The organism is Isoptericola haloaureus, from assembly GCF_036689775.1.
GTDB lineage: Bacteria > Actinomycetota > Actinomycetes > Actinomycetales > Cellulomonadaceae > Isoptericola > Isoptericola haloaureus.
In genome coordinates this window covers 276,244-288,632 of record NZ_JBAGLP010000118.1, presented here as the reverse complement: position 1 = coordinate 288,632, position 12,389 = coordinate 276,244, and the positions used below count along the sequence as shown (strand labels likewise).

General features: G+C 73.3%; 9 protein-coding genes and 1 tRNA gene. 5 read left to right on the top strand and 5 right to left on the bottom strand.

Annotated features, from left to right (window positions below; all coding sequences use genetic code 11):
* The first annotated feature begins 161 nt into the window (after positions 1–161).
* Complete coding sequence (locus V5O49_RS11505; RefSeq protein ID WP_405001172.1) at positions 162–650, top strand: M48 metallopeptidase family protein; 489 nt, start codon at positions 162–164, stop codon at positions 648–650.
* Positions 651–660: 10 nt separating this feature from the next.
* Here V5O49_RS11505 and V5O49_RS11500 read toward each other — a convergent pair whose 3' ends face one another.
* The gene (locus tag V5O49_RS11500) at positions 661–2,103 is read right to left on the bottom strand and encodes a zinc-dependent metalloprotease (RefSeq protein WP_332902359.1); all 1,443 of its coding nucleotides are present in this window, start codon (positions 2,101–2,103) and stop codon (positions 661–663) included.
* Between the two features lie 131 nt (positions 2,104–2,234).
* On the opposite strand from V5O49_RS11500, the gene V5O49_RS11495 reads away from it, so the two are divergent.
* From V5O49_RS11495 to V5O49_RS11485, 3 genes are all read left to right on the top strand, one after another.
* The gene (locus V5O49_RS11495; RefSeq protein ID WP_332902358.1) at positions 2,235–3,419 is read left to right on the top strand and encodes a YlbL family protein; all 1,185 of its coding nucleotides are present in this window, start codon (positions 2,235–2,237) and stop codon (positions 3,417–3,419) included.
* A 156-nt stretch (positions 3,420–3,575) separates the two neighbouring features.
* Entirely contained in the window at positions 3,576–6,620 is a 3,045-nt protein-coding gene (locus V5O49_RS11490; protein ID WP_332902357.1) for a UPF0182 family membrane protein, read from the top strand.
* A 102-nt stretch (positions 6,621–6,722) separates the two neighbouring features.
* Positions 6,723–6,799, top strand: a tRNA-Met gene (locus V5O49_RS11485).
* Positions 6,800–6,867: 68 nt separating this feature from the next.
* Here V5O49_RS11485 and V5O49_RS11480 read toward each other — a convergent pair.
* The 4 genes from V5O49_RS11480 to V5O49_RS11465 all read right to left on the bottom strand — a co-directional run bounded on the left by V5O49_RS11480 (position 6,868) and on the right by V5O49_RS11465 (position 11,955).
* Positions 6,868–7,776: an aldo/keto reductase gene (locus V5O49_RS11480; RefSeq protein ID WP_332902356.1), complete on the bottom strand. Its 909-nt coding sequence runs from the start codon at positions 7,774–7,776 to the stop codon at positions 6,868–6,870.
* Between the two features lie 85 nt (positions 7,777–7,861).
* Positions 7,862–8,749: a helix-turn-helix transcriptional regulator gene (locus V5O49_RS11475; protein ID WP_332902355.1), complete on the bottom strand. Its 888-nt coding sequence runs from the start codon at positions 8,747–8,749 to the stop codon at positions 7,862–7,864.
* A 238-nt stretch (positions 8,750–8,987) separates the two neighbouring features.
* Positions 8,988–9,239 (bottom strand): DUF4242 domain-containing protein, encoded by a 252-nt coding sequence (locus V5O49_RS11470; RefSeq protein ID WP_278236707.1) that lies wholly within the window; start codon positions 9,237–9,239, stop codon positions 8,988–8,990.
* Positions 9,240–9,345: 106 nt separating this feature from the next.
* Complete coding sequence (locus V5O49_RS11465; RefSeq protein ID WP_332902354.1) at positions 9,346–11,955, bottom strand: ATP-binding protein; 2,610 nt, start codon at positions 11,953–11,955, stop codon at positions 9,346–9,348.
* A 159-nt stretch (positions 11,956–12,114) separates the two neighbouring features.
* Between V5O49_RS11465 and V5O49_RS11460 the strand changes: the two genes are divergently transcribed.
* A complete protein-coding gene (locus V5O49_RS11460; RefSeq protein WP_332902353.1) occupies positions 12,115–12,384 on the top strand; it encodes a DUF7218 family protein in 270 nt (89 codons plus the stop codon).
* The last annotated feature ends 5 nt before the right edge of the window (positions 12,385–12,389 follow it).

Below are 12,389 nucleotides of genomic sequence, written 5' to 3'. Positions count from 1 at the left end.
AGCCCGCCGCGGCCGTCCACAGCGCTGTGGACAGGTCCGGATGGGGCGGTTCGGGTGTGTGCTGACACACAGTCTTGACGTGTTCCCGGTATTCTCGTGGGGTGGCCCGGGACACGTTGGCGTCCGTCGAGGTCCGACGGAGCCGCCGTCGGACCGCCACGGTGAGCGCTTTTCGCGACGGCGACCGCACCGTCGTCGCGATCCCCGCGCGCTTCTCCCAGGCCCAGGAGCGCGAGTGGGTGGCCAAGATGCTCGCTCGCCTCGAGGACAAGGAGCGGCGTCGCCGCCCGTCCGACGACGAGCTCGTCGAGCGGGCGCACGAGCTGTCGGTGAAGTATCTCGACGGCCGGGCGCGGCCCACCAGCGTGCGCTGGGTGTCCAACCAGGAGCGCCGCTGGGGCTCGTGCACGCTCGTGGACGGCTCCATCCGGCTGTCGACCCGCCTGCAGGGGATGCCGGAGTGGGTCATCGACTACGTGCTCCTGCACGAGCTGGCGCACCTGCTGCACGCCGGCCACGGACCCGACTTCTGGCGCCTGCTCGAGTCCTACCCCCGCACCGAGCGGGCGCGAGGGTTCCTCGAGGGCGTGTCCTTCTCCGGGGACGGCGCCCCGGACGACGACGCCGACTCCGGGTCGTCGGCCGGCTGACCGGCCCGGGTCAGGACCCGGAGTCCTTCGCGCGGCCGTCCGCGTCCGGCCCCCGGTCGTCGTCGGACTCGCCGAAGATCTGCGCCAGGGCCGCGTCCACGTCCGACTGCTCCTCGGCCTGCGCGCGCCGACGGTCCAGGTAGCCGGCCGGGTCGTCGAGGTCCTCGGTGCCCGGCAGCAGGTCGGGGTGGTCCCAGACGGCGTCGCGGGACTCGGGCCCGCCGGTGGCCACCAGGTGCGCGAAGAGCGCGGCCGCGTCCCGGGAACGGCGCGGACGCAGCTCCAGGCCGACGAGCGACTTGAAGGTGTGCTCGGCCGGGCCGCCCGCCGCGCGACGTCGCCGGATCATCTCGCGCAGCGGCACCGAGTGCGGCAGGTGCGCCAGGGACGCGGTCGCCGCGACCTCCGAGACCCAGCCCTCGACGAGCGCGAGCGCGGTCTCCAGCCGCAGCAGCGTCGCCTTCTGCTCGTCGGTGTTGTGCAGCCCGAACACGTCGCCGGACAGCGCGCCCCGCAGCGCCTCCGGGTCGGACATGTCGATGCCGCGCACCTGCTCCTCGAGCGCGTCGAGGTCGATGGTGATCCCGCGGGCGTACTGCTCCACGAGGGCGTGCAGGTGCGCCCGGAGCCAGGGGACGTGGACGAACAGCCGGGCGTGGGCCGCCTCGCGCAGCGCCAGGTAGAGCTGCACCTCGTCGTAGGGGGTGTCGAGCCCCTCGGCGAAGGCGGCCACGTTCGTGGGCAGCAGCACGGTGGCGTGGTCCTCGAGCAGCGGGAGGCCGACGTCGGTCGAGCCGAAGACCTCGCGCGACAGCGTGCCCGCGGCCTGGCCGACCTGCATGCCGTAGACCGCGGACCCGAGCCCGCGCATCATCGAGGCCGGGTCCAGGTCGCCCAGCCCGCCCCCGGGGAACACGGGCATGCCGGGCATGCCGAGCGCCCCCGCGCCCTCGTCGCCGAGCTGGTCGCGCAGCACGGTGGCCAGCGCGTCCGCGACGGAGGACGCGACGGGCGCCACCAGACGCTGCCAGGCCGGCAGGGTCGCCTCGACCCACTCGCTGCGGCTCCAGGCCCGGGTCGGACCGCCCGACGGCGGCAGGTCGGTGACGGCGTCGAGCCACAGCTCGGCGACGCGCAGGGCCTCCGTCGCCGACTTCGCCTGCCCGCCGGTCAGGGACGGGTCGCCCTCGGCGACCGCGACCTGGCGTGCCAGGTCGTGCGCGACCTCGGCGTTCACGGGGCCCTCGGAGGAGGTGAACACCCGCTGGAGCTGGGACATCAGCCGCTGCATGGTCGCCGGGTCGGGGGCGGCGCCGCCCATCAGGGCCGCAGGGTCCAGCCCCTGCGCCCGCATCTGGCTCAGCACCTCGTCGGTCCGGTCGCCGAAGATGCCGCGCAGCGCGTCCCGCAGCATCTGCTCGCGGTCGTCGTGGTCGTCGGGCAGGTCGCTCATGGGATGTCCTCGGCTCCTTCCGCGTGCGGCGTCCGCCGCACGCTCACGGTATCCGTGTCCGACGTCGGGGGCGCTGCCCGGGTTCCGGCTTTCGCTCACGGCGCACGCCGGACATCGGTGATGATGGAGCGGTGAGCTTCGAGGACCGCAGTCATCAGCCGTACGCGAGCTACGGGCAGGCCCTGGCCCCGATCGACGTGCCCCGCGCCCCCGAGGGCGTGCCGCACCGTCGGATGAGCCCGCGGTCGATGACGCTCGTCGCCTCGCTGCTGGCCACCGCGATCCTGGCGGCCGTGCTCATGGTGACGCCGGCCCCGTACGCGATCCGCACGCCGGGGCCGACCGAGGACACCCTCGGGGCCCAGGACGCCGGTGACGGGCAGAGCGCCACGGAGGTGCCCCTCATCGAGATCTCGGGCGCCGAGACCTACCCCGCCTCGGGCGAGCTGCGCCTGACCACGGTCTCGGTCTTCGGCGGACCGGGCGGCGACGTGCTCTTCGGCGACGTGCTGTGGGGCTGGACCTCGCAGGAGCGGTCGGTGCAGCCCGTCGAGGCGATCTTCCCCGAGCCGATCACCTCCGAGGAGCAGCAGGAGCAGGGCCAGGCCCAGATGCTCAGCTCCCAGGAGTCCGCGACGGTCGCGGCGCTGACCGAGCTCGGCTACGAGGTCCCCACCACGATGACGGTGGTCGCCGCGGCCGAGGGCACCGGGGCCGAGGGCGTGGTCGAGGAGGGCGACGTCATCGTCGCCCTGGACGGGGAGCCCGTGGACACCTATCCGCAGCTGCTGGCCGCGCTCGACGACGTGACGCCGGGCGACGACGTCGTGCTGGGCGTGGAGCGCGAGGGCGAGCCCGCCGACCTCACGGTCACCACCGGCCAGGGTGACGACCGGGCCCTGCTCGGCGTGCTCCTCGACCCCGAGTACGACTTCCCGGTGGACGTCACCATCCAGCTCGAGGACATCGGCGGCCCGAGCGCCGGCAGCATGTTCGCCCTGGGGATCGTGGACCTGCTGACCCCGGAGGACGAGCTCGGGGGCGCCGTGGTGGCCGGGACCGGCACGGTGGACGTCGACGGGCGGATCGGGCCCATCGGGGGGATCGAGCAGAAGATGTACGGCGCGCTGCGGGACGGGGCCGGCTGGTTCCTCGCGCCGTCGGACAACTGCCCCCAGGTGGCCGGCCACGTCCCCGACGGGCTCGGGGTGGTGTCGGTGAGCACCCTCGCCGAGGCCCGTGACGCGATGGGGGCGATCGGTGCCGGGGAGACGTCCGGTCTGCCCACCTGCGAGGCCGACGCCGCGGGCGCCTGACGGGGCGGATCCGGCGCCGGCGCCGATCGTGACCGACTCGTGAGTGTTGTGGTCGCCCGACGTGTCGGAAACGTGGGAACCTGGAACGACGCCGGGACGTTGTCCCGATGTCCGACGCACGTGTCCCGACCCGAGCACGAATGAGGTGCCCGCACCGTGTCCTTCGCTCCGCCCCGACGTCCAGACGGTCCGCCCCCGGCCCGACGTCGCAGCCCGCTGCTCATCACCCTGGTGGTGCTGGCTGCCCTGGTGGTCGTGCTGCTCTTCCTGACCAACTTCTGGACCGAGGTGCTGTGGTTCACCCAGGTCGGGTACGCCAACGTGGTCTGGACGCACTGGATCTCCCGCGGCGTGCTGTTCGTCGTCGGGTTCCTGCTCATGGCGGCCGCCGTCTACAGCTCGTTCGCGATCGGCTACCGGACGCGTCCGGTCTACGCCCCGTCGACGCCCGAGCAGGCGACCCTCGACCAGTACCGCGAGGCGGTCGAGCCGCTGCGCAAGGTCGTGACCTACGCGGGTCCCGTGCTCATCGGCTTCTTCGCCGGTGTCGCGGCGTCGGCCCAGTGGGAGACCGTCCTGCTGGCCCTCAACGGGCAGTCGTTCGGCAGCGCGGACCCCGAGTTCGGCATCGACGTCGGCTTCTACGTCTTCACGCTGCCCGTCCTGCGGTTCGTGGTCAGCTTCCTCATGGCGGTGCTCGTCATCTCGGCCATCGCGGCCGTGGTGACCCACTACCTCTACGGCGGCGTCCGCATCGGCGCGATCACCGACGGCTCGCCGCGCACCACCACCGCGGCGCGCGTGCACCTGGCCGTGCTGGGCACGCTGATCATGCTGCTCATCGCCGCGAACTACTGGCTGGACCGGTACTCGATCCTCACCAGCCGCCACGAGCGGTACGACGGCGCCAACTACACCGACGTGCACGCGGTCATCCCGTCCAAGGAGATCCTGACGGGCGTCGCCGTGCTCGTCGCGATCCTCTTCGTGGTCGCCGCCTTCCGGGACACCTGGCGGCTGCCGGCGATCGGCGTGGGACTCATGGTCGTCTCCGCGATCGCGATCGGGGCCATCTACCCGGCCATCGTGCAGCGGTTCCAGGTCGACCCGAACGCCCAGTCGCTCGAGGCGCCGTACATCCAGCGCAACATCGACGCGACCCTCGACGCGTTCGACATCGACGAGGTCGAGTCGCAGCAGTACGAGGCGACCACCGAGGCCGAGGCCGGCCAGCTGCGCGACGACGCGGGCACGACCACCCAGGTGCGGCTCCTCGACCCGCAGGTCGTCAGCCCCTCGTTCCGCCAGCTGCAGCAGAACAAGCAGTACTACAACTTCACGGACAACCTGGCCGTCGACCGCTACGACATCGACGGCGAGTCCCGCGACACCGTCATCGCGGTGCGCGAGCTGAACCTCAGCGGTCTGGCCGACCGGAACTGGACCAACGACCGCACGGTCTACACCCACGGGTTCGGCGTCGTGGCGGCCTACGGCAACCAGCCCGGCCCGGACGGCCAGCCGGCGTTCTTCGAGGGCGGCATCCCCACCCAGGGCGCGCTGACGGACATGTTCTCCGGCGGGTACGAGCCGCGCATCTACTTCAGCCCCGAGGCCCCGCCGTACTCCATCGTGGGCGCCCCCGAGGGCACCGACCCGTGGGAGCTGGACTACCAGGCGGACGCCGAGGGTGGCCAGCAGGAGCTGTACAGCTTCCCGACCGACGAGGTCACGGCCGGTCCCGACATCGGCACCTTCATGCAGCGGCTGCTCTACGCGCTGCGGTTCGGCGACGAGGAGATCTTCTTCTCCGACCGTGTCACCGAGGTCTCGCAGATCCTGTACCACCGCGACCCGCAGGAGCGCGTCGCGAAGGTCGCCCCGTGGCTGACCCTGGACAACAAGGTCTACCCGGCCGTCGTCGACGGCCGCGTGAAGTGGGTCGTGGACGCGTACACCACCTCGGACGCGTACCCGTACTCCGCGAGCACGCAGATGCAGGAGGCTACGACGGACTCGCTGACGGCGGCGGCCCAGGGCCTGCCGGTCGAGGCGCCGCCCGAGGTCAACTACATCCGCAACTCGGTCAAGGCCACCGTGGACGCCTACGACGGCTCGGTGACGCTGTACGCCTGGGACGACGAGGACCCGCTGCTGCAGGCCTGGAACGACGTCTTCCCGGACTCGGTGCGCCCGATCTCGGAGATGTCCGGCAACCTCATGTCGCACGTGCGCTACCCCGAGGACATGTTCAAGGTGCAGCGCACCCTGCTCGAGCGCTACCACGTCACCGAGGCCCAGCAGTTCTTCGCCGGCTCGGACGAGTGGCGGACCCCGGACGACCCGGTGGGCGGGGACGACACGCTGGCCTCCAAGCAGCCGCCGTACTACCTGACGCTGCAGATGCCGGGCGAGGAGGACCCCGCGTTCTCCCTGACGAGCACCTTCATCCCGGGTGGTTTCACCGACCGGGAGATCCTCACCGGGTACCTGGCGGCGGACGCCGACGCCGGGTCGACCGACGGGGAGGTCGACGAGGGCTACGGCACGCTCCGGCTGCTCGAGCTGCCGCGTGACTCGACGGTGCCCGGCCCCGGTCAGGTGCAGAACAACTTCAACTCGAACCCGACGATCTCGGAGCAGCTGAACATCCTGGGTCGCGGCGACTCGGAGGTCGTGCGGGGCAACCAGCTGACGCTGCCCGTCGGCGGCGGTCTGCTGTACGTCCAGCCGGTCTACATCCAGTCCGGGTCGGGCACGCAGTTCCCGCTGCTGCGTCGCGTGCTGGTGGCCTTCGGCGACCAGACCGGCTACGCCGAGACGCTCGACGAGGCGCTGGACCAGGTGTTCGGCGGCGACTCGGGCGCCGAGGCCGGCGACGCGGACGAGGCCGAGTCCGAGGTGCCCACCGACCAGGTGGACCCGGAGACCGGCGAGCCGGTGGAGCCGACGGCGGAGCCGACTCCCGAGGAGACGACGGAGCCGACGCCGGAGCCCACCGAGACGCAGGACACCGGTGACGCCACCGACGGGTCGCCGCAGTCCCGGCTCGACGCGGCGCTGCAGGACGCCAACGAGGCGCTCACCGACAGCAACCAGGCGCTGCAGGACGGCGACTGGGCCGCCTACGGCGAGGCGCAGGAGCGTCTGCAGGCGGCGCTGGAGGAGGCGCTGGCGGCCGAGGGTGAGCTGAACCCCTGAGTCCTTCGGTCCGGGCGGACGGGGCGTGCTGTGACGTGCGTCCCATCTGCCCGGATCGATTGGACTTCGCTCGATTCGCTGTCCTAGAGTTAAGGACATCGCCGCGGGGTGGAGCAGTTCGGTAGCTCGCTGGGCTCATAACCCAGAGGTCGCAGGTTCAAATCCTGCCCCCGCTACCACGGGAAGGCCCCCGACCGGATCTCCGGTCGGGGGCCTTCGTCATGTCCGGACGGTGCCCGTCGTGCGGTCAGCGCCGCATCGAGTGCCGGATCATGCGGACCATCGAGCGCAGGTTCATCTGGCCGCCGTAGACCGGCATCATGCTCGCGTCGCCGTAGTCCTCGATCCGGTCGACGTGGCGGAGGGTGTCCATGTCCTCGTCGGAGATGACGAAGTCCAGGTCGGCGTTGTTCTTCATGTGCGCGACCTTCGTGGTCTTCGGCAAGGGCAGCAGCCCGAGCTGGAGGTCGTAGCGGATGGAGAGCTGCGGGACCGAGACGTCGTACCGCGCGGCGATCTCGGCGACCCGGTCGTTCGTGAGCAGCTCGCCGTGGGCCACGGGGGAGTAGGCCTCGACCAGGACGTCCCGGCTCTGGCAGTAGTCGATCAGGTCGTGCGGGGTGTTGCTGACGTGGGCGAGGACCTGGTTGACCATCGGCGCGACCGTGGCGGTCCCGAGGATGTTGTCCAGGTCCTGCTCGTCGAAGTTCGACACCCCGATCGCGCGCAGCTTGCCCGCGGTGTAGGCCTCCTCCAGGGCACGCCACACCTCGCGGTTCTCCTCGAGGTACCGGTTGTCGCCCCGGAAGGACGACCAGGGCTGCGGGCTGTGGATGATCATGAGGTCGATGTGGTCCAGGCCCAGCGTCCGCAGGGAGCGGTCGATCCCGGCGACGGCCTTGCGGTAGGACTTCGCGCCGGCACCGAGCTTGGTGGTGACGAAGAGGTCCTCGCGCGGCACGCTGCTGGTGCGGACCGCCTCGCCGACGCCCTTCTCGTTCCGGTAGGCCTGAGCGGTGTCGATGTGGCGGTAGCCCACGTCGACGGCGTCCTGGACGGCCCGGACGACGTCCCGGTTGTTGATGAACCAGGTCCCCAGCCCCAGCTTCGGGATCTCGACCCCGTTGGACAGCGTGTAGTGCTCGGACAGGATCATGCGTCACTCCTTCGGTCGGTGTGGTCGCGGCGATGCGTCGGGGCGCACCGGCGGGCCCGGTGCACCCCGGGCGGTGGTCGCGGCGTCAGCGATCCGACGCCGTCGTGGCTCCGGGGGTCCTCGCGGCCTTCTCCGAGGCCCACCAGCTGGCGAGGAGGTCCAGCTTCTCCTGCGCCTCGGACCCCGGGGCGGCGGTGTACACGGTCATCCCGAGGCCCTCGTCGCCGGGCAGGCCGAGGGTGTTGTACTCGAGCTCCAGCAGCCCGACCACCGGGTGCCGCATCCGCTTGATCCCCTCGATGTGCAGGCGCACGTCGTGGCGTGCCCAGCGGGTGCGGAACTCCTCGGACCGCGTCGACAGCTCGCCGACGAGGTCGGTGATCGCCTTGTCGAACGGGTGGCGGCCGGCGATGGTGCGGAGGCTCGCCACCGAGGAGTCGGCGATCTCGTCCCAGTCCGGGTAGAACTCCCGCGCGGCCGGGTCGAAGAAGGTGAAGCGCGGGAAGCTCAGGGGCTCCGGCTGCGCCCGGTAGACGGGGTCGTAGAGCGCGCGGGCGAGCTCGTTGGTCGCCACGACGTCGCCGCGCAGGTTGCCCAGGACGGCGGCCCCCGTCGTGATCGAGTCCACGAGGTGGCGAAGGCTCGGTCGCAGGCTGGTGCGCGGTGCCGGACGGCGGCGTGCCCGGGTCCCGGCGTTCGCGGTCCGGGCGAGGTCGACCAGGTGGGACCGCTCGGCGGCGTCGAGGCGCAGGGCGCCGGCGATCGCCTCGACGACCTCGTCGGAGACCCCGCGCAGGTCGCCGCGCTCGAGCTTCGTGTAGTACTCGACGCTGACGCCCGCCACCGTCGCGACCTCGCCCCGCCGCAGTCCCGGCACGCGCCGTGGACCGACGGAGGGCAGGCCGACCATCTCCGGGCTGACCTTGGCGCGTCGGCTCGACAGGAACTCGCGGACGTCGTCACGGTTCGTCATACGGCCAGGCTAGGTCGCCGGACCGTGCCGAGGGAGTTACCGCTGGTACCCGTCATCGCGGGGACCTGTGCCTCCGCGTTCGGGATCGTGAAGTCTCCGATCCCGTGGCCGCGAGCACGTCGAGGTCCTCGGTCCCGTCCCCGGCTCCGGGGATGCCCCGGGCGAGGCTCGTGGCGCGCCGTCGGCCCCCGACCGGTTCGCAGGTCGGGGGCCGGCGACGTGCCCGGTGGTCCGCCCGTCAGACGCCTTCCTGGACCGGGTAGATCTCGTCGGCGACCAGGCCGTGCGCCTCCCGGTGCACCGTGGCCGCGGCGTCGGCCGAGGGGGCGTCGGCCAGGCAGAAGATCTTGCCGGCCGACTCGTCGACCCAGTACCGCAGGTACTGCACGTCGTGCTCGCCCTGCTTCTGCAGGTCGGCGACGTGCGCCTGGGCGACGTCCTCCATCGTCACGCCGGATCCGAGCGTGTGGACGTCCATGAACAGAGCCATCGTGCTCTCCTTCGTCTCGTGCCCGCCGCCCTGGCGGTCCGTCCAGCACACCGCGTCCCGGCCCGGCGCGGATCGGTGGTCACCACCCATGTTTGTGCCGGGGTCGCTACCCGGGGTGCGCGGTGGGCGCGTCGAGCCCGGTGAGCAGATCGCCCCGACGTGCCCGGGCGGCCGCGTCCCGCCGGGTCGGCACGCCCAGCTTGGCCAGCACCGAGGCCACGTGGTGCTCGACCGTCCGCACGCTGAGGACCAGCTCGTCGGCGATCTCGGCGTTGGTCCGGTGGTCGGCGAGCAGCCGCAGGACCTCGTGCTCGCGCGCGGTGAGCCCGGCCGGGTGCCGGCGCGTCGCCCGGCGCGCCCCGGCGGGGACCGAACGGTGCCCGAGCTCGCGAGCGCGGCGACGCGTCGCGCGGACGCCGGCGGTCGCTCCGAGTCGCCGCCACCGGTCGACGGCCTCGCGCAGGTGGTGCGGGTCGTCGGACCAGGACAGCGCGAGTGCGGCGCCGTAGGGGCTCCCGGCGGCGTCCCAGGCCCGGGCCGCGGCGGCGTGATCGCCGTCCAGCTCGGCCGCGACCGGGTCCGGCGGGGGGCCGGCGGCGGCAGGGTGCGGCAGCTGCAGGCGGTCCGACCAGAGCAGGAAGCGAGCCGTGTCGCCGGGGCCGGCCCCGTCCAGCAGCGGCGCGACCTCGGTCAGCGCGGCCCGTGCCGCGCTCACGTCGCCCGCGAGCCAGCACGTCTCCGCCCGCGCGACGGCGTGCGGCATCCGGAGCTGGGTCTCACCGATCTCGCGCACGGCGGGCCGGGCCGCCTCGAGCATCGCCGCCGCGGCTGCCGGGTCGAGGTACGCCTGCAGCACCGCCGCGGTCGCCGTGACGTGCGTCCGGTTCCAGCGTGAGGGGCAGTCGCCGACCATCCGGCGGCACAGAGCGCGCGCCTCGTCCCAGCGCCCCGTGAGGGTCAGGGCGCGGCACCGTTCGCGGCGCAGGCACCATCGCAGGAAGTCGAGGTCGTGCCGGGCGCAGTACCGGTCGCCGTCGGCGAAGACGCGCTCGGCCTCGGCGTACCGGGAGGCGTCGACGAGCTCGTTGAGCAGGTTGACCGACGCCCGGGCCGCGGCCGGCGCCAGACCGTGCTCGACGGCGAGGTCGAGGGACCGGCGCAGCGGCGTCTCCCAGTCCCCGCCCAGGGGCGCGAGGGCGCAGCCGAGGGTGTTGAGGGCCTCCGCCTGCTCCTCGACGAGGCCGAGCCGCTCCGCGGCCGGCAGCACCCGGCGGCACAGCTCCACGGCCTCGGCGCTGCGTGCCTGCAGCATGCGGCGGGCGGCCAACGAGGCGAGCACGTCCACCGTCTCCGCGGAGTCGAGGTCGCCGACCAGCTCCGCGGCCTCCTCGAGGAGCGCGGTGGCGGACCGCCCGCGGCCCTCCCGGTACCGCATCGAGCCGATCCGGGCGAGCGTCACCGCCTCGCGGCGCCGGTCACCGACGGCGCGCCACAGACCGAGCGCCGTCTCGTGCCCCCGCACGGCACGGTCGATCTCGTCGAGGTGCGCGGCCTGGACCCCGACGGCGTCGTGCAGGCGCGCCCGCAGCGCCGTGTCGCCCGCCGGGGCGGCGCGCAGGGCGCGCTCGTACTGGGCGAGCGCCTCCCGGTGGGACCCGAGCCGGTCGGCCAGCTCGGCGGCCGCCGTCGCGTGCCGCAGCGTGGCGGGGGCGTCCCCGGCCGCCTCGGCGTGGAAGGCGCGGATCGCGTCGTCCTCGGGCCGGCCCTCGTAGGCGGCCAGGATCCGGGCGTGCACCTCCCGGGCGCGGTGCGCGGGCAGGGCCTCGGCCACGGCGAGCCGCCCGAGCTCGTGGCGGAAGGCGAACCCGTCGGGTCCCGAGCGGACCACGGCGCACGTCAGCATCTCGTCGACCGCTCGCGGGTCGGCGTCCGTGGCCGTGAGCAGCAGGTCCGGCGGGACCCGGCGGCCGACGAGGGCGGCGGTGTCCAGCGTCCGCCGGGCCTCGGGGCCCAGGCGGTCCGCCCGCGCCAGCACGGCGTCCCGGACCGAGGCCGGCAGCCTCGCGCGGCCCGAGCGCACGACCTCGGCGACGAAGAACGCGTTGCCGCCGGTGAGCTCGAACACGGCGGTCGGGTCCAGCCCGGCGTCGGCGGCGAGGTCCGCCACCGCCGACGGGCTGAGCGGTGGCACGTCGACCCGGTGCGCGTGCGGCAGGGCGCCGATCTCTCCCAGGGTCGCGGTCCGTGCCGACCGGGAGCCCTCGTCGTCGCGGTAGGTCAGGACCAGCACGGCGGGACGGTCGCGCAGGCGGCGGGCGAGGAAGCGGACCAGGTCGACGGTGGCCTCGTCGGCCCAGTGCACGTCCTCCACGACCAGCACCACCGGCGCTGCGGGCTCCGCGGTGGTCACCGCGTCGATCGCGGCGTCGAACAGCTCCTCGCGCGAGGCGTCGCGCCGCAGCGCCGCGGCGAGGTCGCCGCCGAGGCCGTCGGCGACGTCGTGCAGGGGCCCCAGGGGGCGAGGGGTGGCCAGGCTCTCGCAGTGTCCCCACGCCCAGCGGGCCCACGGGGTGCGGCGTTCCGCCGCGGCCAGCAGCACGGACTTGCCCGCCCCGGCCTCGCCCGGCACGAGCACGACGGCGCCCCGTCCGGTCCGGGCGTCGCCGAGCAGCCCGTCGAGCGCCGCCAGCTGGGTGTCCCGCTCCCGCAGGTCCATGCTGGTCACCGTAACGACGTCGTCGTGCCACGGGCAGTCCCGGGGCGGGATTCACCCGCTGCGGCGCGGTTCGGTCGAGCACTACGGGCCCGGCCGACGTGCGCTCCGTGGACGCCCGTCCCACGATGGAGGAGACGCCGTCGACGGGAGGAGCGGACGATGCCCGAGCGAGACCCAGGCCCCAGCGTCAAGGACGAGGAGCTGTACGAGAAGCTCCGCGACGAGGGCAACAGCAAGGAGAAGTCCGCCCGCATCGCCAACGCGGCGGCGAATCGCGGTCGCAGCGACGTCGGCCGCGAGGGCGGCGAGGCACCGGCCTACGAGGACTGGACCGTCGACGAGCTGCGCGAGCGCGCGGCCGAGCTCGACGTCGAGGGGCGCTCCACGATGCGCAAGGACGAGCTGATCGAGGCCCTGCGCTCGCACTGAGCGAC

Excerpts from the sequence above, each read along its gene's own strand:
- V5O49_RS11500 (WP_332902359.1), bottom strand. The coding sequence starts at position 2,103 with ATGAGCGACCTGCCCGACGACCACGACGACCGCGAGCAGATGCTGCGG.
- V5O49_RS11480 (WP_332902356.1), bottom strand. The coding sequence starts at position 7,776 with ATGATCCTGTCCGAGCACTACACGCTGTCCAACGGGGTCGAGATCCCG.
- V5O49_RS11475 (WP_332902355.1), bottom strand. The coding sequence starts at position 8,749 with ATGACGAACCGTGACGACGTCCGCGAGTTCCTGTCGAGCCGACGCGCC.
- V5O49_RS11470 (WP_278236707.1), bottom strand. The coding sequence starts at position 9,239 with ATGGCTCTGTTCATGGACGTCCACACGCTCGGATCCGGCGTGACGATG.
- V5O49_RS11465 (WP_332902354.1), bottom strand. The coding sequence starts at position 11,955 with ATGGACCTGCGGGAGCGGGACACCCAGCTGGCGGCGCTCGACGGGCTG.
- V5O49_RS11460 (WP_332902353.1), top strand. The coding sequence starts at position 12,115 with ATGCCCGAGCGAGACCCAGGCCCCAGCGTCAAGGACGAGGAGCTGTAC.